The 26,167-nt window shown below is 52.0% G+C and carries 27 protein-coding genes and 1 other RNA gene; 16 read left to right on the top strand and 12 right to left on the bottom strand.

Features of this window, described 5'->3' with window-relative positions:
- Window positions 1–984 (top strand): type II secretion system F family protein, encoded by a 984-nt coding sequence (locus IE073_RS07245; protein ID WP_189583313.1) that lies wholly within the window; start codon window positions 1–3, stop codon window positions 982–984.
- 19 nt (window positions 985–1,003) lie between these two features.
- On the top strand, window positions 1,004–1,966 hold the full coding sequence (locus tag IE073_RS07240; protein ID WP_189583310.1) for a type II secretion system F family protein: 963 nt from the start codon (window positions 1,004–1,006) through the stop codon (window positions 1,964–1,966).
- Between the two features lie 88 nt (window positions 1,967–2,054).
- Here IE073_RS07240 and IE073_RS07235 read toward each other — a convergent pair whose 3' ends face one another.
- Window positions 2,055–3,080: a tetratricopeptide repeat protein gene (locus tag IE073_RS07235; protein ID WP_189583307.1), complete on the bottom strand. Its 1,026-nt coding sequence runs from the start codon at window positions 3,078–3,080 to the stop codon at window positions 2,055–2,057.
- A 173-nt stretch (window positions 3,081–3,253) separates the two neighbouring features.
- Between IE073_RS07235 and IE073_RS07230 the strand changes: the two genes are divergently transcribed.
- Window positions 3,254–4,675, top strand: a complete 1,422-nt coding sequence (locus tag IE073_RS07230; RefSeq protein ID WP_189583304.1) for a leucyl aminopeptidase family protein — start codon at window positions 3,254–3,256, stop codon at window positions 4,673–4,675.
- Here IE073_RS07230 and IE073_RS07225 read toward each other — a convergent pair.
- Window positions 4,637–5,743 carry a hypothetical protein gene (locus tag IE073_RS07225; protein WP_189583301.1) on the bottom strand — a complete coding sequence of 369 codons (1,107 nt, stop codon included), beginning with the start codon at window positions 5,741–5,743 and terminating at the stop codon, window positions 4,637–4,639. The two genes, IE073_RS07230 and IE073_RS07225, sit on opposite strands and share 39 nt — an antisense overlap.
- A gap of 166 nt (window positions 5,744–5,909) precedes the next feature.
- Here IE073_RS07225 and IE073_RS07220 point away from each other — a divergent pair, with 166 nt between their 5' ends.
- Together IE073_RS07220 and IE073_RS07215 are read left to right on the top strand one after the other, a co-directional pair.
- Complete coding sequence (locus IE073_RS07220; RefSeq protein ID WP_189583298.1) at window positions 5,910–6,326, top strand: MarR family transcriptional regulator; 417 nt, start codon at window positions 5,910–5,912, stop codon at window positions 6,324–6,326.
- 13 nt (window positions 6,327–6,339) lie between these two features.
- Window positions 6,340–7,122: a C40 family peptidase gene (locus IE073_RS07215; RefSeq protein WP_189583295.1), complete on the top strand. Its 783-nt coding sequence runs from the start codon at window positions 6,340–6,342 to the stop codon at window positions 7,120–7,122.
- 53 nt (window positions 7,123–7,175) lie between these two features.
- On the opposite strand, the gene IE073_RS07210 is transcribed toward IE073_RS07215, so the two are convergent.
- Window positions 7,176–7,793: a c-type cytochrome gene (locus IE073_RS07210; protein ID WP_189583292.1), complete on the bottom strand. Its 618-nt coding sequence runs from the start codon at window positions 7,791–7,793 to the stop codon at window positions 7,176–7,178.
- Between the two features lie 186 nt (window positions 7,794–7,979).
- Here IE073_RS07210 and IE073_RS07205 point away from each other — a divergent pair, with 186 nt between their 5' ends.
- A complete protein-coding gene (locus tag IE073_RS07205; RefSeq protein ID WP_233349890.1) occupies window positions 7,980–8,816 on the top strand; it encodes a prephenate dehydratase in 837 nt (278 codons plus the stop codon).
- Between the two features lie 56 nt (window positions 8,817–8,872).
- Window positions 8,873–9,322, top strand: a complete 450-nt coding sequence (locus IE073_RS07200) for a YHS domain-containing (seleno)protein (RefSeq protein WP_189583906.1) — start codon at window positions 8,873–8,875, stop codon at window positions 9,320–9,322.
- On the opposite strand, the gene nudC is transcribed toward IE073_RS07200, so the two are convergent.
- On the bottom strand, window positions 9,319–10,236 hold the full coding sequence (nudC, locus tag IE073_RS07195; RefSeq protein WP_189583289.1) for an NAD(+) diphosphatase: 918 nt from the start codon (window positions 10,234–10,236) through the stop codon (window positions 9,319–9,321). The genes IE073_RS07200 and nudC overlap by 4 nt on opposite strands.
- A gap of 202 nt (window positions 10,237–10,438) precedes the next feature.
- Here nudC and IE073_RS07190 point away from each other — a divergent pair, with 202 nt between their 5' ends.
- The 3 genes from IE073_RS07190 (at window position 10,439) to IE073_RS07180 (ending at window position 12,547) form a co-directional block, all read left to right on the top strand.
- Window positions 10,439–10,963, top strand: a complete 525-nt coding sequence (locus IE073_RS07190) for a porin family protein (protein WP_189583286.1) — start codon at window positions 10,439–10,441, stop codon at window positions 10,961–10,963.
- Window positions 10,964–11,070: 107 nt separating this feature from the next.
- Window positions 11,071–11,169: signal recognition particle sRNA small type (ffs, locus tag IE073_RS07185), an RNA gene on the top strand.
- 97 nt (window positions 11,170–11,266) lie between these two features.
- Window positions 11,267–12,547, top strand: coding sequence for a mechanosensitive ion channel family protein (locus IE073_RS07180; RefSeq protein ID WP_189583283.1), 1,281 nt, complete (start codon window positions 11,267–11,269; stop codon window positions 12,545–12,547).
- A 1-nt stretch (window position 12,548) separates the two neighbouring features.
- Here IE073_RS07180 and IE073_RS07175 read toward each other — a convergent pair whose 3' ends face one another.
- Window positions 12,549–13,973, bottom strand: coding sequence for a cytochrome P450 (locus IE073_RS07175; protein ID WP_189583280.1), 1,425 nt, complete (start codon window positions 13,971–13,973; stop codon window positions 12,549–12,551).
- 141 nt (window positions 13,974–14,114) lie between these two features.
- Between IE073_RS07175 and IE073_RS07170 the strand changes: the two genes are divergently transcribed.
- From IE073_RS07170 to IE073_RS07160, 3 genes are read left to right on the top strand one after another with little or no spacing between them, the layout of a single operon-like run.
- Window positions 14,115–15,878, top strand: a complete 1,764-nt coding sequence (locus IE073_RS07170; protein ID WP_233349887.1) for a DNA polymerase III subunit gamma/tau — start codon at window positions 14,115–14,117, stop codon at window positions 15,876–15,878.
- Between the two features lie 9 nt (window positions 15,879–15,887).
- Entirely contained in the window at window positions 15,888–16,211 is a 324-nt protein-coding gene (locus tag IE073_RS07165) for a YbaB/EbfC family nucleoid-associated protein (protein ID WP_189583277.1), read from the top strand.
- 1 nt (window position 16,212) lies between these two features.
- Window positions 16,213–17,112, top strand: coding sequence for a TIM barrel protein (locus IE073_RS07160; protein WP_189583274.1), 900 nt, complete (start codon window positions 16,213–16,215; stop codon window positions 17,110–17,112).
- On the opposite strand, the gene IE073_RS07155 is transcribed toward IE073_RS07160, so the two are convergent.
- Entirely contained in the window at window positions 17,104–18,234 is a 1,131-nt protein-coding gene (locus IE073_RS07155) for an endo-1,4-beta-xylanase (RefSeq protein WP_189583271.1), read from the bottom strand. The two genes, IE073_RS07160 and IE073_RS07155, sit on opposite strands and share 9 nt — an antisense overlap.
- A gap of 123 nt (window positions 18,235–18,357) precedes the next feature.
- On the opposite strand from IE073_RS07155, the gene ggt reads away from it, so the two are divergent.
- The 3 genes from ggt to IE073_RS07140 all read left to right on the top strand — a co-directional run bounded on the left by ggt (window position 18,358) and on the right by IE073_RS07140 (window position 21,565).
- Window positions 18,358–20,118 (top strand): gamma-glutamyltransferase, encoded by a 1,761-nt coding sequence (gene ggt, locus IE073_RS07150; RefSeq protein WP_189583269.1) that lies wholly within the window; start codon window positions 18,358–18,360, stop codon window positions 20,116–20,118.
- 65 nt (window positions 20,119–20,183) lie between these two features.
- Window positions 20,184–20,789 carry a recombination mediator RecR gene (gene recR, locus IE073_RS07145; protein WP_189583267.1) on the top strand — a complete coding sequence of 202 codons (606 nt, stop codon included), beginning with the start codon at window positions 20,184–20,186 and terminating at the stop codon, window positions 20,787–20,789.
- A 71-nt stretch (window positions 20,790–20,860) separates the two neighbouring features.
- The gene (locus IE073_RS07140) at window positions 20,861–21,565 is read left to right on the top strand and encodes a DUF6498-containing protein (protein WP_189583265.1); all 705 of its coding nucleotides are present in this window, start codon (window positions 20,861–20,863) and stop codon (window positions 21,563–21,565) included.
- Here IE073_RS07140 and IE073_RS07135 read toward each other — a convergent pair.
- From IE073_RS07135 to IE073_RS07110, 6 genes are read right to left on the bottom strand one after another with little or no spacing between them, the layout of a single operon-like run.
- Complete coding sequence (locus IE073_RS07135; protein ID WP_189583263.1) at window positions 21,562–21,897, bottom strand: avidin-fold protein; 336 nt, start codon at window positions 21,895–21,897, stop codon at window positions 21,562–21,564. The two genes, IE073_RS07140 and IE073_RS07135, sit on opposite strands and share 4 nt — an antisense overlap.
- Window positions 21,897–23,060 (bottom strand): DNA recombination protein RmuC, encoded by a 1,164-nt coding sequence (locus IE073_RS07130; protein ID WP_189583261.1) that lies wholly within the window; start codon window positions 23,058–23,060, stop codon window positions 21,897–21,899. Before IE073_RS07130 ends, IE073_RS07135 begins: the two co-directional genes overlap by 1 nt.
- A gap of 27 nt (window positions 23,061–23,087) precedes the next feature.
- On the bottom strand, window positions 23,088–24,029 hold the full coding sequence (locus IE073_RS07125; protein ID WP_189583259.1) for an acyl-CoA desaturase: 942 nt from the start codon (window positions 24,027–24,029) through the stop codon (window positions 23,088–23,090).
- On the bottom strand, window positions 24,022–24,996 hold the full coding sequence (locus IE073_RS07120) for an MFS transporter (RefSeq protein WP_189583256.1): 975 nt from the start codon (window positions 24,994–24,996) through the stop codon (window positions 24,022–24,024). Before IE073_RS07120 ends, IE073_RS07125 begins: the two co-directional genes overlap by 8 nt.
- Window positions 24,993–25,457 carry a hypothetical protein gene (locus tag IE073_RS07115; RefSeq protein ID WP_189583253.1) on the bottom strand — a complete coding sequence of 155 codons (465 nt, stop codon included), beginning with the start codon at window positions 25,455–25,457 and terminating at the stop codon, window positions 24,993–24,995. Before IE073_RS07115 ends, IE073_RS07120 begins: the two co-directional genes overlap by 4 nt.
- The gene (locus IE073_RS07110) at window positions 25,454–26,146 is read right to left on the bottom strand and encodes a DUF4166 domain-containing protein (protein WP_189583251.1); all 693 of its coding nucleotides are present in this window, start codon (window positions 26,144–26,146) and stop codon (window positions 25,454–25,456) included. Before IE073_RS07110 ends, IE073_RS07115 begins: the two co-directional genes overlap by 4 nt.
- Between the last annotated feature and the right edge of the window lie 21 nt (window positions 26,147–26,167).

The following is a 26,167-nucleotide window of genomic DNA, read 5'->3' as shown; positions in this document are numbered from 1 at the left end:
ATGGATCAGCAAACCCTCATCGCGATTTGTGGCGTTGGTCTCGTCATCTGCGTTGGTCTCCTATTTATGGGCGGCGAGTCTTCCGGTGATGGGAAACGCGTTCGAGAGCTTGCGGGTAAAAAAACACTGGGCTCGAACATAAAAGAAAAGCTGAAGGTCGAAGATACAGGCGCACGTCGGAAACAGATTGAAGAAACATTAGGCAAGATCGAAGAACGCCAGAACGAAAAGCGCAAAAAAGCCAAATCGCTTGAAGCTCGTCTGGTACAAGCAGATTGGTCAACAAAACCGCAGACTTTTCTGATCATCTCACTCGGGATAGCGGTTGTTTCTGCGATCATCCCCTTTGTGCTCGGCTTAGACATCTTGAAATGCATCGGCCTTGGTTTTGTCGTTGGATTCGGTATTCCTCGATTTTTTCTGAACGCTGCGATCAACAAACGTCAGGCAAAATTCACGTCCCATTTTGCAGATGCGATGGACATCATCGTTCGGGGTGTGCGTACAGGTCTACCCCTGGGTGATTGCTTGAAAATCATCGCCCATGAAAGCCCAGCCCCGCTGGGGACAGAATTCCGTCGCGTTGTCGAAGGCGAAAGCTTGGGTATTCCCATCGAGGTCTGCCTTGAGCAGATGTACGAGCGTATGCCAATTTCAGAAGTTAACTTTTTTGCGACTGTTTTAAACATTCAAAAAACTACAGGTGGTAACCTCGGTGAGTCTTTAGCGAACCTCTCTTCGGTTCTGCGGGGGCGAAAAATTCTACGCGAAAAAATTAAAGCCCTTTCAGCCGAAGCGAAAGTGTCAGCTATCATTATCGGATCTTTGCCGATCGTCGTGATGCTACTCGTGACAGTGGCTAGTCCAGACTACATGACGGGCCTCTACACAACACCGACGGGTCAAAAGAATATGATGATCGGTGCAGTTATGATGGTCATGGGCACACTGATGATGCGCAAAATGATGAATTTCAAATTTTAGGGAGGCAGAAGATCAAACCATGAGTCCTGAATCCGCCGCCCTATTCCAAACCGCTGGCTCTGCTTTAATCGCAGTGCTGTTTTTGCTGTCCGTCTGGATTGTCGTCATGCCCATGTTAGAGGGCGACAAGAAAAAGAAGCGTATGGAGTCTGTCGCGACCGCGCGCGAATCCATGCGAAAGTCACGCTTGGACAACCTGCAAAATGAGGCCCGTTTGCGGTCCGACGGTCGGGGTATGGCCAAGAACTTTGTTGATAGGTTCAGCCTGGAAAAACTTCTGGAAGCTTCAGACCTCAAAGACAAACTAGCGCAAGCTGGTCTGCGTGGTCAGAAACCCATTTACGCCTTCTATATGACGCGATTGATCGCGCCTTTGGTTGGTGGTCTTATCGGTCTTATTTTCTTCGTCTTACTGAATCTGCCTGGATGGCAGCTTATGCAACGCGTTGCCATGACCATGGGTTTGCTTGCATTTGGCTATTACCTGCCCGGGATCATTGTCAAAAACAAAGCGGGTAAGCGATTGGCCTCGATTATGCCAGTTTTCCCTGATGCGTTGGACCTTCTACTGATTTGTGTGGAATCGGGTATGTCTGTCGAGTTGGCCTTCGGCAAAGTGGCTGAAGAAATGGGCGACTCTTCTGTTGAACTAGCAGAAGAATTTTCGCTCACGACCGCCGAACTTTCTTACCTCACATCACGTCGCATGGCCTATGAGAACCTTGCGCGTCGCAATAATCACCCTGGTATAAAAGCCGTTGCGACGGCGCTCGTTCAGGCAGAACGTTACGGTACGCCTTTGGGCGATACGCTAAGAACTATGGCGAGTGAAAACCGTCAATTGCGGGTCATGGCAGCGGAAAAAAAGGCAGCCGCTTTGCCAGCTAAACTGACCGTACCAATGATTTTGTTCTTCCTGCCCGTGTTGTTTATCGTAATTCTGACACCTGCAGCCCTGCGGATCGGCGAAGCTTTCCAATAACGGCGATATTAAAGATTAAAAAAGGCCGCCTCAGAAGGGCGGCCTTTTTTTATGCAATGAAAGATGGGGTTAAGTGAGTGTCGAAGCCTTAGCGTCGCCGACGGTTGGGTTCGCGACGTTCAACTTGTGGAGCACCTGCGAGCCCCCCTTGTTGAGGGTAGCTGCGCACCTGCGGCTGATGTTGGGGTTGGGGTTGTGCAGCAGAGGGGGCTGAATTGCCTCGAGTAGATTGACGCGCGGCCATGGCACGTGCGGCTTCTGAGGCTGAGGTAAAGGTTTTGCCATCTGCCGTGCCCGTGTGCATTCGTGCTTGTGGCACAGCTTGCATCGCTCCCGTTGCAACGGGAGCAGGATTAAAAGCGGGACGCGTTTGCGGGAAGCTCGGCGCTGCACGGCTCATGCCTGACAAACGTTGTGCTTCCTCCATTTTACCCTGCAACTGCAAAACCAAGATTAGGTTTTGGCGCACGCTGGATGATGCACCCGGTATTGTGCTGGCCTGACGTAACCACTTTTCCGCCGTCACTGCATCGCCCGCTAGAGCGTGGCTGAGACCAATATTTGCCATGACATTGGGGTCATTCGGTGTGATGCGCAGGGCGCGGTCATAATGTTGGCGGGCTTCGGCGTAACGTTCCTGTTGATCCAATGCCGCCCCCTTGAGCGACCAGAGGCGACCATAGGCGGGGGTGATGGCAAGGCCTTCGTCCAAAACAGGAATGGCGTCGACCGAACGTTCGCTGGCAATCAGGCCTGCTGCGAATTCTGCCAAGAGATAGGGATCGCGCGGATACAGGGCACGCGTCGTCTGCGTAATCTCAACAGCGCGTCCTGGGTTGCCTAATTTACGTACAGCCGCTGAGAGTTTAATGGCGGCCTCTAAGTCACCTGGATTGAGGTCATACTCGTTCGACCAGAATGCGGCTTGTGCGAAGAGTTCTTGAGTTTCGATGGCGTCGCGCATTTGACGGGTTGCTGGCATGTAACGATCGGGCGCAAGATCGGTTTTGATCTGCGTTTCTTGAGGGTTCATGGCGGGAGCAACAGAACAGGCGGAGCTGATGAGCGCCGTTCCGATCAACAGAACAGATAGGGGAAGCAGACGGTGGGTCATAATCGTTGATAGCCTCTCAAGGAGTCCTTTTTCCGAATGCGCTTTTGATTGCGCTTCGGATGGATTTCGTTAACAAATCTGAACGAAGAGGGTTAACGCTCCGTTAGCAAACCCTTAGGGATTGTCGATCCCGCGCCTGTTTTCGCATCCGCCTACAATAATAAAGGACTTTCATGTCTCAGACCGCCTCCAGCCCTTTCATTCATCATTCAGACTTGCCCAGCGAAGTTGTGCCTGTTGTAATCGATGTCATCACCCCTTCGACTTGGGAGCGATATGCCGAAGGCCTTTCTGAGGCCCAGCGGGTGTTCGCAGGAGAACGCCAGTTTATAGGTGAAACCGGGCAGCGTTTACGCCTGCCTGAAGCAGACGGCCGCGTGAAGAAAACACTTTTGGGCGTCGGCGAAAAGGACGAGTCCGGTGAAATGAGGATGGGCGCACTTTCTAATGCGTTGCCAGCCGGACACTACCAGTTCGGGCATTTACCGAGCGCATTTAATTCCCGCCTAGCCGCGATTGGCTGGGGCATGGGTGCCTATCGTTTTGATCGGTATCTGTCCGAGAAATCTGATCTTGCTGTTCTAGTCTTGGATGGCGATGACGCCGTTACAGCTGAAATAATCGCGACCGTTGAAGCGACGAAATTGTGCCGTGACCTGATCAATACGCCCGCCGGAGATATGGGCCCAATCGCACTCGGACAAGCTGCTGTTGATTTGGCCGAAAAATTTGGGGCTGAAGTAACGGCCGTCGTTGGGGACGATTTGCTGGAGCAGAATTATCCGATGATTCATGCCGTAGGGCGGGCCGCACATGAGGCACCTCGTCTGGTCGAAATTGAATGGGGCGACCCTTCGCATCCGCGTTTGGCTATTATAGGTAAAGGGATTACGTTTGATACGGGCGGCGTGAATATGAAATCTGCCTCGGGCGCGCGCCTCATGAAAAAAGATATGGGCGGCGCGGCACATGCCTTGGCATTGTCTCACCTCATCATGGCAACAAATTTACCTGTGCGCCTGCATTGTCTGTTGGCGATTGCGGAAAATGCTGTTTCAGCAAATGCCTATCGTCCGGGCGACATTCTACAATCCCGTATCGGCTTGACCGTCGAAATTGACAATACAGATGCTGAAGGTCGATTAGTGCTGGGCGATGCCTTGACGAAAGCGACAGAAAGCAACCCTGACTTTATGATTGATTTCGCGACGCTCACGGGTGCTGCGCGCGTGGCCCTTGGCCCGCACCTTCCGCCAATGTTCTGTAACCGCCCCGCACCCATCGAGGGTGTCGCGCGTCACGGCACCGCGCAACTCGACCCCGTCTGGAACATGCCGCTTTGGCAGCCTTATAACTCAATGTTGAGCTCGCCTATCGCGTCTTTAAAAAACTCAGGTGGTGGGTTTGCGGGCTCCATAACGGCTGCGCTTTTTCTGGAGCGTTTTGTGAAGAACACACCTTGGATGCATTTTGACACTTACGGCTGGAACCCAACACCACGCCCTGCTCATCCGAAGGGTGGTGATATGTATGGTGTGCGCGCAGTCTATGCTTGGCTAAAGGCGGGCGGGTTGAACGCGCGCCTGTCGGAGTAGCAGATAAAGTATGACGGCGCTGATCCCTGCGAAAAGCATCGAAATCGCAATCATGGTAAACTGAGTGTGGTTTGGCAAAAGCGCGACGATGATTTGGGCTGTGGGCCAAATACTGACATAAAGTGCTGGCGCGAGACGCGGGCAGCGCTGCAGAAATTGTGGCGCGTTATGCAAGAAACCAAAGCTGAGCGTGAGCCAGAAAGCGACACCTAAAATTTCTTGGGTGGCGCTCCACGGGAACCAAAGATGAAAGCCTGTCGCGGCTAATGCAATGGCTGCACTAGAGACTAAAATTCGGCGTTTGTTGAACCTTAAAGCGCTTTGCCAAACCAAAAGCGTGACTCCCACAAGATAGGCGTAACCCAGTCTAATGGCGGGCAAGAAAGGTTCGATTGTTGAGCCGAATGCTGCATTTGACACAGCATAGTCTACAATTCCGACATAGCTGGCGATAGCCGCAATGCAAAGAGTAAAAACGATCTTCGGGCTTTGGAGAATGCGCATTTTCCAGCCAATCAAGAACGCAATGTGGAGCAAAAACCCCCAGCGTAGCGTCCAAATCGCGCCTTGTAGCAAACACATATATTTGGCGTCATCCAATAAGCCGGGCATTTGACCGCCTGGATCTATGAGAAAGATCGTTTTGAAGAAATAGACCGTTAAATCAGCCATGCTCATGCGAACGGGCGCGTCTGGCAGGCACATGATTGGGTAGATGATAAGAACGCTGATAAGTGTCGCAGCGATCAAGGCGGGCCAAATACTCCAAATTCGCGAGACAAAGAACTCACGGACTGAACGCCCTTTTGACATTGAACGTGCCGCCAGAAATCCAGACAGAATAAATAGCATCTGGATGCCATACCAAGACGGATCATAGCCCCAGTGACGACCCATCTCCGCGTTCTGCGGGCCCAGTTGCATGGTAGACGCATATCCCAACCCAATGGCCGCAACGATCAATATACGAAGCGCCGCCAAACCATGTAATGGTACGGTATAAGGACGTCTCCGCGCCGCACTTAGGTCAGGGGTTGCCCCAATGGTGCTTTGTTCAACCCGCGTCATGAAGTGGGCGTAACAGAGAAATCTTAAAAATTTTGTTGGATTTGAGTCACTTGAGTCCTCTGATCACACGGTTACCTGCTCAGACTCTTGACCCATGAATCCAACACGTGCGATTCAGTGATTCGTAAACTTACATCACGATCAATTCTCAAGGAGTGCAGCGCCAATGTCCGCAACGGAAACTATATTTGCGCCCCGCCTTGTCGCAGTCACAGATTGTCCGCGCCCACAGCCTAAGAAGCCCTCCCGAGACCGACAATCACGCAAAGATAGTCTCGCGTTTTGGCACCGTGTGACGCTGCAAACGGTGCGGTCTGATGCGCCTGATTTATCCGCACGGCAATTGGCTATGCTGATGACCATATATCTTGAAGATGGTCCGCATACAGTACGGTCGCTGGCAAAACACCTAGACGTGACGAAGGCGGCGATCAGTCGCGCAACAGATAGTCTCTGCAAAATCGGATATATTGAGCGCAAACCTGATCACCGCGACAAGCGTTCCGTTATCTTGGCGCGGACATCTGCGGGCATTCATTTCCTATCTGAATTCGCAGATATCATTCAGTCTGAACGCAGCTAAGATAATCTTGGGTATGAAAACTGACCCGCGAACATTTCTGCCAGACGGAACCGTAACACAGACTTATTCTATAGTTTCGCCTTTTGCGGAGCTGATGACCAATGGCTCTATCGGCACGCAAGCTTTGTTTGGACAACGTTTCGACGTCATTACTAAGAGCGACGATAATGCGCATGGCGCGCTTTATTCTGTTCTATCTGGGGTGGATCGGGTCGATTACATTGGGTCATTGCCGATGGCGGATATTGCGCAGGGCAGTTTTACCCCAACACATATTGTACATGCGGTTGCGGCGACCGTTTTTCAAGCCGCCGACATTAAATCAAAACTCTTGGGGGCTTTGCCTCGAAATGCGACCATATTTGGTGAGACGGATGGTGATTTCGTTCGGGTCCAGCGCGTCGGATATGTCCACTGTCGCCATTTGCGTCGAATAGGGCAGGCGTCCGCGCGGTCTTTCGTTGATCACGCCATTGATATGCTCAATCTGCCTTATGTTTGGGGCGGCACTGGCGGTATCGGTGTCGATTGTTCGGGCCTTGTGCAAAGTGCCCTGGCCGCCGTCGGCGTCGACGCGCCACGCGATGCTGATCTACAGGAGGCAGAATTAGGGCGCGCTGTATCCTATGCAGACCGTCAAGTCGGTGACCTACTATATTGGCCGGGGCATGTCGGGATTGTTATAGAGGGCGACCAGCTGTTGCATGCCAATGCCTACCATATGTGCGTGGCCGTTGAACCCGTGGCCGAAGCCGTCAGCCGAATTGGTGAGGTTCGCACGGTCAAGCGTCTTTGAAACGCAAACGACCCGCATGAGGCGGGCCGTCTTGAATTCAATTTTCGTAAAACTTACTCGGTTGGTGTTTCAGTAGTCTCCGGCGTTGCCATATCCTCACTGACATCTTCAACGACCACTTCTTCTTGTGCCGCCGCAAATGCAGGTTCGGGGCGCGGAAGCGGAGATGGCGCTGCCAAGCGCAAATATTCAATCACGGCTGCGCGGTCAGCGTCTTTTTTGAGGCCCACAAAGTTCATCTTTGTGCCTTTCGCGTAGTCGCTTGGTTTTTTCAAGAACGCGTCAAGAGACTCATAATTCCAAATGCCGTCTTGACCCGATAGCGCGGCTGAGAAGCTGTAACCGGGATGAGCGGCTTTATCTGCACCGACGACCCCCCAAAGGGCTGGTCCAGTGCCATTCGCGCCGCCTTCATCTGCATTGTGGCAGGATTTGCATTTCTTAAAAACTTTTGCACCTTGGGTAGCATCCATCGCAGCAACCCAATCAGCTTGCGGGAAAGGAAGCGGGGCAGCGTCTTCAGCGGCCGCTTCTGGCAAGGCACCGACTTTATAAGCGATGACTTCATCATGACCACCGATCACGACGCCTGGCAATTTCATTAGAATCATCATGCCGAGTCCAGTTGCTAAAACAGCACCAGCAATTTTGTTGAAACCTAAATCGTCCATGACGAAATCCTGTCTTACGCGTGTCGTATTCAGAGTTCCTTTGGGGAACATCTATCATTCGGGGCTTTTCATATAAATATAGGCTGTAAATGCAAATAGAAAACACCTTGCGGCGTAGCGTCGCGACGGGTTTATACACGACTATCTGCGCTTATTGCGCATCCGCCGCGAACAGACAGGAATATTGTGCCAGAAATTGTCTATCAAGGAGAGCCGGGGGCCTATTCACATCTCGCGTGCTCACAGTTTTATCCGTCCCACACGCCTGTCGCCTGCGCAAGTTTTGCAAAAGCGTTTGATGCGGTACGATCTGGTCAAGCGGAGCTCGCGATGATTCCCGTTGAAAACACGGTCGCGGGGCGAGTCTCTGACATTTATCACCTCCTGCCCGAGGGTGGCTTACATATTGTGGGTGAGCGGTATTTTCCAGTTCACCACCAACTTTTGGGTCTTCCGGGAGCGCAATTGTCAGACATCAGGACGGCGCGCTCTCACCACATGGCGTTAGGCCAAGTTCGTAACTTTCTCAGCGCCAATAGCATCGATGCGGTGATTGACGTCGATACAGCGGGGGCGGCGCGCAAAGTTTCACAGGGGGAGAATAAAACAGTTGCCGCTGTCGCTTCGAGCCTGTCTGCAAAGATCTATGGACTAGATGTTTTAGCGTCAAATATTGAAGATGCTGACCATAATACGACCCGCTTTATCGCTCTGGCGGATGAACCAATCTTGCCGGCTGTGGATGTACCTAGCGTCAGCTCGTTTGTTTTTCGCGTGCGGTCCGTGCCATCGGCGCTGTACAAAGCACTAGGCGGTTTTGCCTCCAACGGTCTGAACTTAACAAAGCTCGAAAGTTACATGGTGGGTGGGTCGTTTAAGGCGGCACAATTTTACGCTGACGTCGAAGGCCATATCGACAGTCCCGCGATGAAAAACGCGCTCGAGGAGCTCGCATTCTTCTCTGAAAATATCACGCATCTTGGAACATATCCGATGGCTGACGCCCGTTTATTACACGATTGAGGCACCGCGTTGAGAAAGTTGCTGTTCTTACTGAAAGCCCCCATATGCTGCGCATGATGAAACGTCTTTTCTCAGCTCTGCTTGGTGCGGGGCTACTGTTCTCGCCGCTTGGGGCGTCCGCGGCCTCTGATGTCGTATACACGAATTGGCGGAATAATACCGCTGCGGACGGATATGACGTTGTGACGTTTTTTTCAGGCAAGCCGCAGCGCGGAAAGGCTGAGTTTTCGACTTTTTATGAGGGGGCCGACTGGGTCTTTTTTAGTCAAGCGAACAAAGACCTGTTTCTGACCAACCCAGAATTATTCGCGCCACAGTTCGGGGGATATTGCGCATGGGCTGTCGCTAAAGGGAAACTAGCTCCAGGTGACCCAGATTACTGGCATGTCGAAGACGGCCGCCTATACTTTAATTACAACGCGCGGATCAAAAGACTTTGGGATAGGCAACGTCAAAAATTTATCCGCAATGCCGACCAGCGCTGGCCTAGCCTTATTGCGGATTAAGCGGTTTCAGCCAGCCAATGCCGCAAAAGCTGATGCGCAATCGTCTGACGAGGTAAACGCATGAACGCGTCGCCGCGTTTTTCAAAAACCGCTAAAACTTCCTCACGCGTGAACCAGCGCGCGTCTTCTAACTCTTTTGGATCAATCGTGATGTCGGTGTTCACAGCCTCTAACATTATGCCCATCATAAGCTGCGCTGGGAATGGCCACGGCTGAGAGAAAACATATCTTGGATTCTTCGTTTTGATCCCAGCCTCTTCCAAGACTTCGCGCTGAGCCGCTTCTTCGATGCTTTCACCTGCGGAAATGAACCCAGCCAAAGCCGACATTGCACCGTCCGGCCAGCCTGCTCCCCGTCCGAGTAAGACGCGATCTCCGTCTGTGACCAACATAATCGCGACGGGGTTCACGCGGGGGAAACTCTCCGCCCCGCAGCCTGTACACAATTGTTTGATTCCGCCGCCACGCGCGACAGTTTTGTTCCCACATGCGACGCAATGCTGGTCAGTAAAATGCCAGGCAAAGAGAGACTTTGCCCGACCCGCCAACGCAAGGTCTGACGGCTTCAGATTTCCACCAATGCCACGCAGCGACACGTAATTCTCTATCGGCATGAATTCTTCGGGTTTGCCCACGCTAAAGGCAAAGATTGGACGATCCCCCTCTAACCCCAAGAATATGGGGCCAGGTGCCATGAGGTCATGGCCAACCAAATCCGACGGGTGAACGCGGTGAGGGCGTCCGCCATCCCCAATGCCGATTTGGCCCTTAAAGAACAATATGGCGCGCGCCGAGGTCTTCTGGAGCATGGCTTGTAATTCTTCGGGCTCGCGTTTTGTTTCTGCGAAATCAAGAACGTCACCTGCGAATGGAATCGGAAAATCAGCTTGGATATTTGTCATGGGGGTCGACATGGAACCTTACGCCGCTGAAATCAAATCGTAATTTAAGGCCTTATTTGTTCACGGTCTTGTCATCTAGGTGACAGCCTTTTCACAAACTGTGTGGTTTTTGACACGGTCGACGGTCTGTGTGCTTGTGTAACAGTGGCGCTGCCTTGTTTTGGCCTCAACTCGTGCAGATATGCCGACCCGTCACAAACAAAAGGATGACAAAATGAAATTTCTTAAACTCGTTTTGACTGCAACGGCTATTACAGGTTTTGCAGCGTCAGCTCAGGCTCAAGATACGGGCGTTTACGTGAACCTCGGCGCAGAAGCCGTAGAGTTCGACAGCTATAATATCACCGGTCGCTTAGGTTACCAGTTTACTGAAAACCTCTCTGTTGAAGGCCAAGGTAGCTTTGGCGTGGCTGATGATGAGGTGCTGGGTGTCGACATTGGTGTCGATAATAGTTTCGCAGCCTTCGCGCGGGGGTCTGTCCCGTTGAGCGAACAATTCAGTCTCTTCGCGCGTGGGGGTTACCATTTCACACAATTTGGCGCTGAAGGTCAGGGATTTGATGAGTCCTTGGACGTTGACGGATTTGCTTTTGGTGGCGGCGCTGAATTTATGTTTGATGGCATGAACGGCCTGCGTGCGGACGTTACGTTTTTCGATAGCTCTGACGATAGCATCAACGGCGTAGATTTTTCTGGAACGTCTGAAACTTATTCAATTGCTTACGTGCGTAAATTCTAAACGACACAGCAAATTTGAAACGTCGGCCCTGCTCCCTAATCGGGGGTGGGGCTTTTTTCTGCGCCCCCCACTTGTGTAGCGCCCCGTCAGAGACTACATCGCCCCTCGGAAGGTCGGCCTGGACGGAATCCTCGCCAACCCGGTCAGGGCGGGAACGCAGCAGCCGCAACGAGTTCTATTTTCGGGTCAGGATCCGGTCTTCCACTTTTCTCCAATTTTTAGATTTGCAGCCTGTCGGTCTTTTCCTATGGAAGACAGGATAAGGCTGTATGCGTTACGCAGCAGCTCTGCGGAGAGAGTGAAATGCGCAAATTCCTAATATTGTTGGCATTGATGTGGGCTCCATTGGCAATGGCCCAGACGGCCCCACAGGATGACGAAGTTCAATCCCGATTGAATGACATCTTCGACAGTACACGAGATCTTTCCGATGTAACTGCCACAGTTGAGAATGGTGTTATTACTTTATCGGGTGAGATTGCGAACTCTGAACTTGCGAAAGAGGCGGTTTCAATTGCTGATGCGCAGGCGGGCGCCGTATATGTTCAAGATCAAATTGATCGGGTGCTTGTTGCCAGTAATGATGTAAACTCGGCGCTCGAGAGCTTACAAAAAGATGCAACTGACATTTTCCAAGCTTTGCCGATTATTGGATTAGCGCTCCTTATTATCTTATTATTTATCTGGTTGGGCGGCATCGTAGCGCGCCGGGATAAGTTCTGGTCCCGCGTTGCAACGAACCCATTCTTGGGGGAGTTGTTAGCGCAAACCATCCGAGTTGTTCTCGGGATTGTCGGACTGATCATTGCGTTGAACCTTCTGGGCGCACAGGCGATGATCGCAACGATCTTGGGCGGCGCAGGGGTGGTGGGCATTGCGATTGGTTTTGCTGTCCGCGATACACTCGAAAACTACCTCGCCTCTATCATGTTGTCATTGCGTCAACCGTTTAGGGCTGGTGATCACGTCTTAATCGGAGATCGCGAAGGGAAAGTGATGCGACTGACAAGTCGTGCAACTATTCTGATGACGTTGGACGGAAATCACCTGCGAATTCCGAACTCGACAGTCTTTAAGGCGATTATCTTAAACTACACCACAAACCCCGAACGTCGCTTCGAATATGAACTGGGCATCGATGCCGCAGATGACCCTATCGCCGCTATCAAAGTGGGGCTTGATGTAATGGCTGAAAACCATTTTGTTTTGTCCGAACCGGCCCCATCGGCTATGATTTGTAACGTGGGTGACTCCAACATTGTGATCAAATATCTGGGATGGGTGGATCAAAAAAGCACCAGTTTTGGGAAGGCGCGTAGCCTTTCTATTCGGGCTGTTAAAGACGCCCTCGAAACACAAGGTTTCTCCCTACCTGAACCGATTTACAGGGTAAAACTCGATGGTGTGGAAGGCCCAACCTTTGAGGCCAAACCTGTCAAAAAGGCCAGCAAGCCTAAGGTTAGGGCTGAAAATGAGCATCTGATTGATGTTACCCCCGATGATGGGATCGATGAAAAGGTCGAGCAGGAACTCGCAGACTCTGGCGCTGATAACTTTTTAGACGATAGCAAACCCGTAGAATAGTTTAGCGTTGTTCGACTCTCATCCGCAGGGTTTTTTCTGGGCGCGTGGTTATCCGCATTAAGGGCCAAGGGTGGGGTTGGTCGTCAATCCAATTCAACCGAATGGTCTTAAACACAACGGCCATCATCACGGCGGCTTCTTGGAGGGCAAATCTTTGTCCAATGCAAACGCGGTGACCGACGCCAAAGGGGAGATAGTCAAATCGTCCGATTGCCTTTCCGCGTTCTGCCAGAAAGCGATCTGGATCAAAAGCGTCGGGGCGATCCCAGTGAGCGCGGTGTCGGTGTAATGACCATAAATTTATAAATGTGGTGGCCCCTTTCGGGATCATCTTCCCGTCAATTTCGTCATCGCTCAACGCCATGCGAGAGATAAGCGGAGCAGGTGGATAGAGACGCATGCCTTCATTGAAACAAGCCATCGCGAATGGAAGATGGTTAACCCAATCTTGGACGGGAAGGGCTCTATCTAGACTATCGATTTCGGCTTCAAAACGCGCACGCGCATTTTTATCTTGCGATAGCAAATAGCTGAGCCACGTGAGCGCGCGAGAGGTTGTTTCATGTCCCGCGCCTATAAAGGTCATGATTTGGTCTTCGACCTGATCATCAGAGAGATTCGCTCCATCATCGGTTTTTGTCGTTAGCAGTAATGTCAAAAAGTCCTGCGGAACGTCATCGCCCGCCTCTATGCGGCAACGTCGCAGATTAGAAACGTCGCGCACCTGTGCGCGCATGCGCGCGATCGCGCGACCACTGCCAATCTTTGTTAAACGAGGTAGCCATTTGGGCGCTTCAATCAGGTCGAGCGGATCGGGCTTTCCCAACACATTCATAAATGTAGCAATATCTTTCAGCGCGTCATCTAAATTGCCATCAATTTCACCCGAGAAGAGGGTTTCGGAGAGCACACCATAGGCCAATTTTAAGAACGCTTCGTCAGCTTCGATAACTTGACCGTCGGGAAAAACGTCGGGCAGCATGGCTTTTGTGACCCGACGCATAGGTTCAGGAAACTCACCAATGTGTCGTGGAGTGAAAATCGGAGAAAGCGCGCGTCTAGCTTTGCGCCATATTTCGCCCTCCGCCGCGATTAGCCCGTCTTTGAGAGCGGGCTTTAGAATAGATTGCCGCACGGGGTGCATCCCGTAATTTGCTGCATTTTCTATGAAGATATGCCGAATAGCCTCGGGAGACGTTACGACCACTACGGTCTGCCCCAATGCGTCGCTCATCACATCTTCCTCGGTCATTGAGGCCTTTGTCGTGGCATTAATTGGATTACGGCTCATCGCGATAATTGAATCGAACACGTCCATTTTGGACCACTCATCAAGCGGCTTGGGCATCGGAAAGGGAGCCGGCGGAACGAAAAATCCATCCTCCCACTTAGGATTCGGACGAAATTTATAATCGTGACGAGACATACTCACCTCCAGCGTGATCGACTCTAATGCTCGGTTATGTGCCGTCAATTTATCAAATTTGCATAGCCGCCCCCCGCTAAGCTGTGCGCAAGTTGACGAGTGTGCTTTCATTGAGAGCAGGGCTTGCTTATGTTGAAGGCTATGAACGATACGGCATCCATGTTTGGCGAAGAGGAATCCTACCAGGTTCTCGCGCGGAAATACCGACCTTCCACATTTGAGGACATGATTGGCCAAGACGCCATGGTCACGACCTTGAAAAATGCATTTGCTGCTAATCGCGTCGCGCATGCGTTTATGCTGACGGGTGTGCGGGGCATCGGAAAAACGACGACGGCCCGTCTTTTGGCGCGGGCGCTGAACTATGAGACCGATACAGTTAAGGGCCCTAGCGTCGATCTGTCCGAACGCGGTGAGCACTGCGAGTTGATCATGTCTAGCTCACACATGGATGTGTTGGAAATGGACGCTGCGTCGCGGACCGGCGTCGAAAACATGCGCGAGCTTCTAGACGGTGTACGTTATTCGCCTGCCACAGCCCGTTATAAAGTTTACATCATCGATGAGGTGCACATGTTGTCCGCGGGTGCGTTTAACGCCCTGTTGAAAACGCTGGAAGAGCCGCCCGATCATGCGAAATTTATTTTTGCGACAACGGAAATCCGCAAGGTTCCAATCACCGTGCTCTCGCGATGCCAACGATTTGATCTGCGTCGCGTGGAAGCGACAGTTCTAGCCGAACATTTGCGCGGCATTTGCGGCAAAGAACATGTGAAAATTTCTGATGAAGGCCTCGCGATGATCTCCCGCGCGGCTGAAGGCTCCGTGCGTGATGGCTTGTCACTATTGGACCAAGCGATTGTCCAAGCGGGCTTAGATGGCGACGAAGTCACGGGCGAGCAGGTCCGCACCATGCTTGGTTTGGCCGACCGTCTTCGCATTCTCGACCTATTTGCAATGGCGGCTCAGGGAGACACAAAGGGCGCATTATTGGAGATGCGGGCACAATATGATGATGGCGCTGACCCAGCCGTTGTGATGCGCGATTTGCTGGATGTGTGTCACGAGGTAAGCCGTGCTAAAACGCTAGGTGAACTAGCTGAATTTGAAATGGCTCCTGATCAAGCGCAGCGCATGCGCGAATTAGCGGAGACGCAATCTGTCGGACAACTAACGCGATTTTGGCAGGTTCTCAGCGCCGCCTATAATGATGTACGCCAAGCGCCAACGCCTTTGGCTGCTGCGGAAATGTCGCTGTTAAAATTAAGTTTAGCGGGGCAAATGCCACCGCCCGAATTGGCAGCCGCAATTATCGCGCAAGCGCGTAAAGACCAAGATGATGGTGGCCCAGGCTTACCAAGTATTTCGCCGGCTATCGGTGGTGGGTCTAACTTGGGCGGTTCTCCGGTATCGCACGCCGTGTCCACCCAAGCTGTATCAGAGCAGCCCAGTGGCGGTGCCTCGGCCATGATGGAAGCGCCCAAACCTGTCGTGCCAGACGCACCCGCTGTTGAGATCGGCAGCTTTGCTGAGTTCGTGAATGCCTTGCCAGACTCGCAAATAAAATTGAAATCCGATTTGGAACGCTATGTGCGCTTGGTCAATTTTAAGCGCGGCGCGATTAGCGTGAATATAACCGATCCCCGTCAAAACACGCTTATCGGTAAGATCGTCAAAGCCTTGCAAGACATGACAGGTGATCTTTGGATCGTATCTCCCTCTCAAGAGGAAGGTGAGGCCCCCTTAGCGCAACAACGGCGCTCTGCGGTAGCTGCCCAAGACGCGGAAGATCGGGCACACCCAGCTTTTTCACACCCCTTGATGAAAAATGCGACCGAGCTTTATATTCGGGATCGCGCAGAGAATGTTATTCACTCTGACTTCCCTCAAAAACAAAACGATTAGGATGACGCCATGAAAGACCTGATGGGTTTGATGAAACAAGCCAAAAACATGCAAAAGCAAATGGAGCTCGCTCAGTCGCAAGTTGCTGATCTCAGTGTGAAGGGTCGCTCTGGCGGCGGTCTTGTGACGGTCACTTTGGCGGGTGGTGGCAATATGCAAGGTCTCGAAATTGCCCCTTCGCTTTTGAATGGTGAAGAGAAAGAGGTTGTCGAAGACCTGATTGTGGCAGCCTATCAGGATGCCAAGGTCAAACTCGATCAAGCTCAGGCCGAAACCATGAAGTCAGCGATGGGAGACATCCAACTCCCGCCCGGCATGAAAATGCCGTTCTAATATGGATAGACGGCAAGTTTTTTCTCAAACGCTTGCACTTGGGGCGGGCGCGGCGGCCTTAACAGCCTGCGTCGCGCCACAGTCAGAGATTCTAACGGAGAGCCAACGACGCAGTCTTTTATCTGGTTTCGCGCTTAACGTTGAGAGCTGGTACACCGATCTTCCTTTCGAAGCGCGGTTCGACAAAGCGGCCGAAGACAACTTTTCCCATGTCGAATTTTGGTTCGTTGACAGTTGGGATCGCAAAGCCAGTGACCTCGCAAAATTGGCGCGCGATGCAGGGGTGAAAGTCGCCCAAATTGTCGGCGACAGCCCCGCATTAGCGAATCCCGACAGTCGTGCGGAGTTTATTGATAATTGCAAACGGGCTGTTGAAAACGCACGGATCCTAGACACAAAAATTGTGACGCTAACAGGGCATCAAAATGTTGAGGGCCTTTCAAAATCAGAGAGTTTGAAAGCATATGCCGCGCATATGGCCGCCGTCGCGCCGATATTTGAAGATGCAAAAATCTTTGCCGCGATAGAGCCGTTTAACCCCTATGATCACCCCGGCCACTTTATTTATGGCAGTGCGGACGCCGTTGAAATCGTGAACACACTACAGTCGCCCTTCGTGAAACTAAATTGGGATTTGTTTCACATGCAACGTCACGAAGGTGAGCTCATCGGAAATTTGAAGCGTCACGCAGACACCATCTGCTATGTTCAAATTGCAGATACTCCAGATAGAGGGCAGCCAGGTACCGGTGATGTGAATTACGTCAACGTTTTGAAACAAGTTCGTTCAGGCGGCTATTCAGGTCCGATCGGTCTTGAGCTTTGGGCCAAGGATAAAAACTTTGACCAAGCAATTGCCGATGTGCTGTCCATGCAGGCTCAGATGACAGACCTAACGTAGCGGCGCGTTCTTTAGCGCTGCTTCAACAGCGTAATACAGCGGCTTTGGTTCGTAATTGGCGTCATACAGGCCAGGGCGCTTCACAACACCATCTTCGCGTGGCCACCATGTCTCTAGCCAGCTGTGATTATCCGCCATGCCCCATGCTAGGATTTCCTTCACCTCTTTATAGTCCAACATCATATCCAGATAGGCTTTAGCGTAATCGGCCATGAGGCGGTCTCGTTGTTTGACGTTTGCGGGCAGACGCGTGTCGTTCACATCAAATTCTGAGAGAATAATGTCGTATCCCATACCGACAATTTCATCCATGAACGCTCGCCATTCGCGACGTTGAGGATCAGGAAACCCTTTCCCAACGGGGCCATCGCCCGTGCCAAGATGAGACTGCACACCGAAGGCATCAATCGGAACACCTTTGTTTCTAAAACCCTCCAATAGTTTCAAAACCCCAGTTCGGTGGTTTTCGTTGCCTGGCTCCCAGATCATATAATCATTGTAAACAAGCTGCGTGTCAGGTGCGAGTTTCCGCGCTTGATGGAAAGCGTAGTCGACAACGTCAGGGCCAAAATTTTGCGTGAAAACTGTCTCCCGCATTGTGCCCGTTGCGGGATCGATCGTTTCATTGACAACATCCCAACTGGAAATTTTTCTATCGTAATGGGTCAGCACAGTTTCGAAGTATTTATCTAGATAAGCTTTCATGCCTCGCTTTTTGTCCGCGCCCCAGTCCTGTTTAGGCATCCAGTTCGGTAGGAAATCATCGCGGTTCCAAAGTAAAACATGGCCTCGCATGGCCATGTCATTCTTTTGCGCGAAATCAACAATGGCGTCGCCGCGATCAAAGTCGAAACGTTGGCTTTCTCCGTTTATCACATAAATCTTATGCTCATTTTCCGCGACCAGAGATCCGCAATCTCGCCGAACAATATCGAGATAGCGATCATCCTTGAGGGCTCCCGAACTTATCGCGCTACCGAACCGTAAGCCTTTGGTTTGGGCAATTGCATTTAACCCGACAGGGGAGGTGGGCGCAGTCATATTCGTGGCCACAGTCCCACAACCCGCTAAGACGGCTGCGCTGCCCCCTAAAACCAGAGCTTTACGTCGTGAAATCTGCATGTCTTGATCCTCATTCTTCGTGATTTGGGTGTCATCTAACTCAAAAAGACAACGTTGTCATTAAGTTTTAGGTTTGACGATTTAATCTGTATGGATGACGGTGGTCGTGAAAAGGATGCGGATATGAAAAATATAACGAAACACCTTGGACCTGCGCTAATTTTGCTCATGGGGGCCTCGGTCACGGCGAACGCTGCCGATGTGCCTGCTGCTCCGGGTGCGCAGGCAATGTTTGACTATGGTTCTATCCATCATCCTATTCTCTCCAAAGGCGGTATGATCAGCGCGGAAGATGCAATAGCGGCCCAAGTCGGCGCGGATATTTTGGCGCGCGGTGGGAACGCCGTGGACGCCGCTGTTGCCGTTGGTTTTGCACTGGCCGTGACACATCCCGCGGCTGGCAACTTGGGCGGAGGTGGCTTCATGGTTGTCCATCTGAAAGAGACGGGGAAAACCATCACGCTCGACTTTCGCGAAATGGCACCAGCACGCGCTAATCGTGATATGTTTTTAGGCTCAGACGGGAATGTTGATAATCGGCAGGCGCAGTTCAGTCACGCCTCCGCAGGTGTTCCAGGGACCGTGATGGGCTTGTTAGAGGCGTTGAAAACTTACGGAACGATGTCGCGTCGCCAAGTTATGGGCCCCGCGATCAAACTGGCAGATAAGGGGTTTACCGTCAGCCCCGCCTTGGCGGCTGGCCTAGAGGATGCGCGGCCACGATTTGCAGCGGATGAGAGCTCTATTGAATATTTTGTCGGCATCAAAGCCAATCAAAATTGGCGACAAGCGGATCTAGCGAAAACCCTGCGACGCATCATGCGTGAGGGTGCAGACGGTTTCTATGCTGGCGAAACGGCGCAGCTCATCGCTGATGAAATGGCTGAAGGCGGAGGCCTCATCACCCTTGAAGACCTTGCCAATTACGAGACGGTGACGCGTGCGCCTGTCACTGGGACTTATCGAGGGTATGAGATCGCGGCGATGTCTCCGCCCTCTTCAGGCGGCGTACACATCGTGCAAATGCTCAATATTCTTGAGGGCTACGACCTCCGCGCCGATGGTCACAATTCGGCAGCCTATTTGCATAAATTGACCGAGAGTATGCGACGTGCCTATGCAGACCGATCCAAATATTTGGGGGACCCAGATTTTGTTGACGTCCCCGTCGAGGCGTTAACCGATAAAGCCTATGCCGCGCGCCTACGGGCCGGAATTAACTTGGACACGGCATCCAAATCTTCTGATATTTTGCCGGGATCTGATCTTGTGCCTGAACCCGTCAACACCACCCATTATTCAACAATGGACCGGTTGGGGAATGCGGTTTCTGTTACTTATACGCTGAATTTTTCCTATGGGTCGGGATATTCAGTGAATGGTGCTGGCTTCTTGCTCAATAACGAAATGGATGATTTTTCGGCCAAGCCTGGTTCGCCAAATGGATATGGACTAATTGGTGGTGAGGCCAATAAAATCGAGCCACGCAAACGTCCGCTGTCCTCCATGACGCCAATGATCGTGCTGAAAGACGGGGACGTTGTTTTGGCGACGGGCTCGCCTGGTGGGTCGACCATTATCACGGCCGTAATGCAAGTCGCGTTAAACGTGATGGAGTGGGAAATGAATCTTGCTGAAGCCACCAGCCAAGGACGTATTCATCATCAATGGCTGCCGGACCGTTTGGCGGTTGAGCCAACGATCAATACGGACACCATTCGGATTTTACGTGAAATGGGTCATGACATTGCCAACGGTCCAGATGGGTCGACTGCGCGTGTTATTCTGGGTCGCGTCAATTCTGTCGGGCAGGTCGAAGATGGGTATATCGCGGGCGCCTCCGATCCGCGCGGACCTAAATCTGCCGCCGTCGGTGTGGATTAGGACAGACCGCCGCATGACCCGCAACTCAGGCTAGCCTTGGTCGCGAAACGCCTTATATCCAGATCATGTCTAAGCATTCCGTCAGCCCCGAAATTGACCGCCTCATCAGCTTGCTTGCCAAGCTTCCAGGGCTCGGACCGCGTTCAGCGCGGCGGGCAGCCCTTGCGCTTTTAAAGAAACCGGAAGCGTTGATGAAACCCTTGGCGCTGGCCATGGGCGACGCCGCAGAAAATATTTCCACCTGTTCGACTTGTGGCAATGTCGACGCCTCCAACCCGTGTAATATCTGTGCAACACCAACGCGGGATAACACCACAATCTGTGTCGTTCAGGATGTATCTGATCTTTGGGCGATGGAGCGCGCGGGTGCGTTTCGCGGGCAATATCATGTTTTGGGCGGCACTTTGTCTGCGCTGGATGGTGTCCGGCCTGAGGATTTAAATATCGCAAATCTGATCCGCCGCGCCGGCGAAGGTCGTGTGGCGGAAGTTATTTTGGCCATGAATGCCACCGTCGATGGGCAGACAACGGCACATTACATTACCGATCATCTAGAGACAACGGGCGTGAAGGTATCACGTTTGGCGCATGGGGTCCCAGTTGGCGGAGAACTGGACTATCTGGATGATGGAACCATTACCGCGGCTATGAAGAGCCGACGACCGTTTTAGGGCGACACCCTATGCAACCGCTCGATCAATTTTGACGTGACAGATGACGGCCAAATTGAAATAGTCTGAGCATGAAAAACGTGTTTCAGAGTTTCCGCTTGACGCCCGCCGTTATCGCTCTGATTGCTATGAACCTCTTGCCTTTAATTGGGGTGTTTGGTTTTGGTTGGGACGCGGGCACAATTGTTTTTCTCTATTGGTTAGAGAATGTCGTGATTGGGCTCTTAAACATCCCAAAGATATTATCTTGCCGCGCCCAGCATCCAGATACGCCACCACCAGCGGCGCCAATTGCGGGCCGCTTTTCTGTGCCTGATTTGCCCGCATCGAAACGCCAACCCATAGGTGCGGCGATATTCCTCTGCGTGTTTTTTAGTTTCCACTACGGGATGTTCTGTTTCGGACATTATATGTTTTTGAAAACGACCTATCGGCAGCTGCCTGACTTTAGCGAGATGTTAAGCGCCCTAACAGGCACAGTATTATTCTGGTCTCTGCTGGGCCTAACTTTCAGTCACATAATTTCCATGGTTGTGAATTTTTATGGGAAGAAAGAATATGTTGGACGCTCGCCGAATGCCCAAATGTTCATGCCCTATTCGCGGATTATCCTGCTGCATGTGGTGATTATCCTCAGCGGCTTTGTGGCACTGGCGGCGGGGCAGGGGACGGCCACGATTCTATTGTTGGTCCTTTTCAAAATCGGATTTGATCTGGCCGCGCACACGGTCGAGCATGAAAAGATCGAGAGTTGGATAGCGCCAAAAGTGGGCTAGATTTCGTCTAAAATACTGCGGCCACGTTCGCGATGTCCGCACGTCCATTTCCATTTTTCGTGCAACCGCATTTTCCCGTTCGGAAGTATTTCAGGTGTGGTCTCGCACCACCCTGTCATCAACTCACCGTCTGGCGTGAGATGTTGATAGCGCATATTCAAAATACCATCGGCATCAACGCGCCCCAAAATCTGACCAAATCTGACCTCGCCGCCGGCATAGGTCGCGGTGACCATGTCTCCAATTTGCTCATATTTGAAAATCGTATCTCGACCCGTCTGTGATGAACTGGACGTTTCAACCGCGCGAAACAAGCGACCGCCATAATACATTAGATCTCTCCGCCTGAGAGTAATTTCAAAGTGGGTAGATCACTTTCGATGTCGGACGTAGCCGTTTCCGTGCTGTCAGTTTCAAACTCGACTTTTCCGATTTTTTTAGCGCGCGTTGTAATCTTACGCGCCGAGATTTGAATATCACTGATGTCTTGATCGGCTTGGCGAAAATGTTTCTGCAACCGGGCAACGCGTTCCCCAAGGCGTGCGACATCTTCAGACATGACCGAGACTTCACGTTTGATAAGGGCCGCGTTCTTTTGGATTTCAGCGTCATTCATCACAGCCTGCATCGTGTGGAGTGTCGCCATGAAGGTCGTCGGCGATACGACCACAACCCGCTGTGAAAAGCCTTTATCAATGACGTCATCAAAATGGCTATGCACCTCAGAGAAAATGGCATCGGACGGTAAAAACAGCAGCGCGAGTTCATAGGTCTCACCCTCAATTAAATATTTTCGCGAAATATCTTTGATATGGCGCAGGACGTCGGCCCGAAAATCGCTCTTGGCTGCCTTAGCTTCAAAGCTGCCTTCGGCTTCAACCATGCGACGCCAGCTTTCGAGCGGGAACTTACTATCCACCGCTACATCGCCATGACCCTCGGGCATATGGATTAACGCATCGACGCGCGTACCATTCGACAGCGTATGTTGAAAGGTAAACGCCCGTGTTGGGAGAAAGGCACGGATGAGGTCTTGCATCTGCTTTTCCCCAAAAGCGCCCCGCGCTTGCTTGTTTGATAGAACGGATTGCAGACTGGAGACTTCGCCTGCCAAGGCTTTGATGTTAGATTGGGCCTGATCGATGAGGCCAAGACGTTCATTGAGCTTCGAAAGGTTCTCACCCGTGCGTGTTTGCGCCAGCTCAAGCGACCGTCCCACACGATCAGAAACCCCTGCCAGCCGTGTGTCCAACACGTCAGCAAAATTAGCATCGCGGCGTTCGCTATCTTCGGCAAACTGCGAGAGGCGGCCTTGCAGGTTTGATTGCTCAGCCCGCATTTCGCCCAGATGCCGTCGCAGTTCCTGCGCTTCCGTAGAGCGCCCACGCCGCATGATGATGGCCGTGATGATAATCGCGACCAATACCAATAATGCTGCCAATAGGATTTCCGTAAGCGTGATCGATGCGCCCGAAAATTCAATAATGGGTTCCATCTTTGTTCTCCCTAGGGGAGAGCTGTGTCATATTTTTTCGGGGTTGGGAAGAGGGGCGTGAGAGAGGGGGTGTGGTTCGATACATTGGTGCTGCATTTGGTCAGGCGTCACAAGGTTTTCTACAAAACCGATCTTTTCTAAAAGACAGAGCACCCACCAGCCTGGATCGACCTCAAATCCCTTATGACCGATACGTGCACTCTCTGGGAAAGCATGGTGATTATTATGCCAGCATTCCCCAAATGTGATGAAGCCAAATAACGCCATAGGTCCAGGGACATTAAACCCTTGAACGCCATGTCCTTGGACATGGTAGTTGCGCGGACCTTGATTATGGGCAAACCATCCGATCAGCCAATGTCCCGTTATGGAGATAATAATGCGGCCGCTCACGCCCCATGCAACCCAACCCCAATCGCCGAAATAGAGCAGTACAATGGCGAGGGGTATCTGCTGAAGCCATGCGGTCCGCTGCAACCAAATCATGAACGGGTCCTCAGTTAACTTTTTGGGATAAACCATCCTGGGTCCCGCCATGAGATTCAGCTTGCAGTGAATTTGCCAGAGCCAATCTCGCCCCATTGTGCTATGTTGGGAAAAGAAGGCGTGGCAGTCATCTTGGCGTTGCGCCCAATCCCGCATGTCGTGGGCGCGCATCATGGTGAAGGGGCCGCCCAATCCAACCAATGTACCGAGATATACACCCAATCGTGTTAACCACAGAGGGCACTCGAAACTCTCGTGAATGAGTTGCCTGTGCATGCCAAGGCTATGCCCCCCACACAGGGTTAGGATCGCAAGTAAAATAAAGACTAGGACTGCGCCAAAGCTGAAATAAATACTACCGACCGTAACCCACATTAATAAATGGGCTAGGTACCAGAGCGATTTAGCAGGGTGCCAAACAACGTGACCCGAGACGGGGTCCGAACCCGTTGCGGAGATTACGCGGTCGTGAATATCACGCATCGTTTTCGCCAAGCTTATTCGGCTCTGGCACCTTCCCTATAATGTGCTCCAGCAGGTAATCTCCACTTTCGCGAATGGCGCGGCGTTGGAGGGGGCCGAAATACCAGGCGGGATCTAATTCGCGGCGATACCGAATGGTCAGGCTGACTTCCGTGGTCCCATCAGCCAGCGGGGTCATCTTGATCTTGGTCCCGTGAACCGTGAGGTAATGCGAGAAGTAGCTCGTATCTTTCGTCACTTCCGTTTCGACCAACAGCGGCTGAACCGTTTTCATATGCAGATGGGTTTCGCCCCTATGGACATTGGTAAAGCCCCATCGCCGATAGGTGAAATAGGCTTTGTGCGTCTGCCCCTGCGCAAAATTCGGCGCGTCAATGCGCTCAGGCAGCGGGAAGAGCGAGAGAAACTTGCTTCGTTTGGCATCTAAATGCACGGGTTGCGCCAGATTTGCGTGAATCTCCTCTGGGGTCAGATCGAGAACATGTGTGCGTGTGATCGACTCTTCACGCGGGAAGCTGGTTTGCTCTGTCAGGCCTTCGACAGATAGCACGATTATGATCAGCGGAACGAAGCTGGCCCGAAATACATCGCTTTGTTTGAGGCGGTCTGGGTCTTTGACGTCAGGCATGAAGAGGATCGCGAGCAACGCAAAAAATATATAAATGGGTGCGGCCATAATGACGCAAATAAAGCCTTCAAATAATAGTGCTGAACTGGCGAGCATGACGATAATTGTCGCTAATAAATGCCGTCCAATCCGTCGCGTCTTTGTCCACCCCTGCGGTTGCGGAACAAAAAGATAAAGGATGACACCAATGACATAAGGCACGAGGCAATAGAAAAACGACGTTGTGGCAAAGCGCGAGTCGAGCACCAAACGCGTGATCAAGGTGACCACGCCCAGAATAAGAAGGTAGCGAATCCAAATTGGCTTCGGCCCGCCCGTGAGGAGGTGTTTGAGGGTCATATTTTTTGCTCAGATTTCCTTATCGGTTCACTCCACGCGACGCGATAGCCATTCCAGCCTGCAAACATTCCGAGAGCCGTTAGCGCCATTAGCATAATCCAGCCGTCTCTCGTTGCGCCTTTTGTGTTGCCTGAAAAATCTTGGGGGAGCCAGAATATCAGAAAAGCAGCGATGATAAGGCCCGTTAGAGCGCCTATCAGCGCCCCGATATTCTGGTTCAACGTGAACAGATGCTTGCAAATCAACCACAAAGGTAAACTCACGATTGCGCATAAAATGAAAGCCGTCCCGCAACCGAGAAACAACGTTAAGAACCCCAGAACAAGAAGGTCTCCCAATGAAGCGATCCGTCCGAAGGCGAATGCGATACACAAGCAAAGAAGTGCGATGATCCAAACCGTTAATACGGCCGCGCACAATACATCAAAAAATCTTGGGTGGTCTTGCTGCTTATCGGTCATCTGACATCATCCCGAAACCACACGCGTTGATCCAGCAAGGTCCCGAACCATTTATGTTCGAGCCGTAAGGTGAAGACGAAGGAGTTATTCCCAAGTTCCTCGTGCCCTGCGCGCAAGACATTTGGCCCCATCCATTTTGGGAGGGTGAGGCGAATTTTTCGCTTTCGTCCCAAGCCAATATCCCAGAAGATATCTTTGGCGCGAAAGACGAGTTCTTCGCCTTCGACGAGCGGCACAAGGCTCATCCCGATACCTCGACCAATATGTTCTTCAATCCCCGTGTCGCCGATGAATTGTTTGGCGCTCTGAATAACTTGCGGGAAGGGGCGGCGATCATCTTGACGCGCATATTGGCGCATCCAAATCTGTCCACCGCTTGGGCTTTCAGTCACAGTTACAATCGCGGCAGCGCCCGCGTTCTGGGTGTCGAGCGGCAAAGGTGCGCCGACCATCTTCAGGGCTTTGTTGAGAAGGTGTCCCCATCGGTTCACGCGGTTATATTCAACATGTCCGCGATAGATCAAAGCGTCGCCAATCGCGACACGGCGGCCAAAGCGCTGGCGCACAGCAACTGGCAGTTTGCGCCAATCGGCGTCGGTAAAGAGTTGGCGAAACCGAAGATCGCCAATCGCGTTTGCGGGGTGCGGGGGCTGGCCCCAATGTTCATTCTCGAATTTGAAGGCGACCATTGTGTCGCTCCTACTGTCTTT

Source organism: Litorimonas cladophorae (assembly GCF_014652455.1).
GTDB classification, from domain to species: domain Bacteria; phylum Pseudomonadota; class Alphaproteobacteria; order Caulobacterales; family Maricaulaceae; genus Litorimonas; species Litorimonas cladophorae.
This window is presented reverse-complemented; position numbering and strand designations above follow the sequence as displayed.

Excerpts from the sequence above, each read along its gene's own strand:
- IE073_RS07230 (WP_189583304.1), top strand. The coding sequence starts at position 3,254 with ATGTCTCAGACCGCCTCCAGCCCTTTCATTCATCATTCAGACTTGCCC.
- IE073_RS07165 (WP_189583277.1), top strand. The coding sequence starts at position 15,888 with ATGAAAGACCTGATGGGTTTGATGAAACAAGCCAAAAACATGCAAAAG.
- IE073_RS07225 (WP_189583301.1), bottom strand. The coding sequence starts at position 5,743 with ATGACGCGGGTTGAACAAAGCACCATTGGGGCAACCCCTGACCTAAGT.
- ggt (WP_189583269.1), top strand. The coding sequence starts at position 18,358 with ATGAAAAATATAACGAAACACCTTGGACCTGCGCTAATTTTGCTCATG.
- recR (WP_189583267.1), top strand. The coding sequence starts at position 20,184 with ATGTCTAAGCATTCCGTCAGCCCCGAAATTGACCGCCTCATCAGCTTG.
- IE073_RS07215 (WP_189583295.1), top strand. The coding sequence starts at position 6,340 with ATGAAAACTGACCCGCGAACATTTCTGCCAGACGGAACCGTAACACAG.
- IE073_RS07115 (WP_189583253.1), bottom strand. The coding sequence starts at position 25,457 with ATGACCGATAAGCAGCAAGACCACCCAAGATTTTTTGATGTATTGTGC.
- IE073_RS07125 (WP_189583259.1), bottom strand. The coding sequence starts at position 24,029 with ATGCGTGATATTCACGACCGCGTAATCTCCGCAACGGGTTCGGACCCC.
- IE073_RS07110 (WP_189583251.1), bottom strand. The coding sequence starts at position 26,146 with ATGGTCGCCTTCAAATTCGAGAATGAACATTGGGGCCAGCCCCCGCAC.
- IE073_RS07170 (WP_233349887.1), top strand. The coding sequence starts at position 14,115 with ATGAACGATACGGCATCCATGTTTGGCGAAGAGGAATCCTACCAGGTT.
- IE073_RS07210 (WP_189583292.1), bottom strand. The coding sequence starts at position 7,793 with ATGGACGATTTAGGTTTCAACAAAATTGCTGGTGCTGTTTTAGCAACT.
- IE073_RS07180 (WP_189583283.1), top strand. The coding sequence starts at position 11,267 with ATGCGCAAATTCCTAATATTGTTGGCATTGATGTGGGCTCCATTGGCA.
- IE073_RS07220 (WP_189583298.1), top strand. The coding sequence starts at position 5,910 with ATGTCCGCAACGGAAACTATATTTGCGCCCCGCCTTGTCGCAGTCACA.
- IE073_RS07130 (WP_189583261.1), bottom strand. The coding sequence starts at position 23,060 with ATGGAACCCATTATTGAATTTTCGGGCGCATCGATCACGCTTACGGAA.
- IE073_RS07190 (WP_189583286.1), top strand. The coding sequence starts at position 10,439 with ATGAAATTTCTTAAACTCGTTTTGACTGCAACGGCTATTACAGGTTTT.
- IE073_RS07135 (WP_189583263.1), bottom strand. The coding sequence starts at position 21,897 with ATGTATTATGGCGGTCGCTTGTTTCGCGCGGTTGAAACGTCCAGTTCA.
- IE073_RS07140 (WP_189583265.1), top strand. The coding sequence starts at position 20,861 with ATGAAAAACGTGTTTCAGAGTTTCCGCTTGACGCCCGCCGTTATCGCT.
- IE073_RS07235 (WP_189583307.1), bottom strand. The coding sequence starts at position 3,080 with ATGACCCACCGTCTGCTTCCCCTATCTGTTCTGTTGATCGGAACGGCG.
- IE073_RS07175 (WP_189583280.1), bottom strand. The coding sequence starts at position 13,973 with ATGTCTCGTCACGATTATAAATTTCGTCCGAATCCTAAGTGGGAGGAT.
- IE073_RS07240 (WP_189583310.1), top strand. The coding sequence starts at position 1,004 with ATGAGTCCTGAATCCGCCGCCCTATTCCAAACCGCTGGCTCTGCTTTA.
- IE073_RS07155 (WP_189583271.1), bottom strand. The coding sequence starts at position 18,234 with ATGCAGATTTCACGACGTAAAGCTCTGGTTTTAGGGGGCAGCGCAGCC.
- IE073_RS07160 (WP_189583274.1), top strand. The coding sequence starts at position 16,213 with ATGGATAGACGGCAAGTTTTTTCTCAAACGCTTGCACTTGGGGCGGGC.
- IE073_RS07120 (WP_189583256.1), bottom strand. The coding sequence starts at position 24,996 with ATGACCCTCAAACACCTCCTCACGGGCGGGCCGAAGCCAATTTGGATT.
- IE073_RS07200 (WP_189583906.1), top strand. The coding sequence starts at position 8,873 with ATGAAACGTCTTTTCTCAGCTCTGCTTGGTGCGGGGCTACTGTTCTCG.
- nudC (WP_189583289.1), bottom strand. The coding sequence starts at position 10,236 with ATGTCGACCCCCATGACAAATATCCAAGCTGATTTTCCGATTCCATTC.
- IE073_RS07245 (WP_189583313.1), top strand. The coding sequence starts at position 1 with ATGGATCAGCAAACCCTCATCGCGATTTGTGGCGTTGGTCTCGTCATC.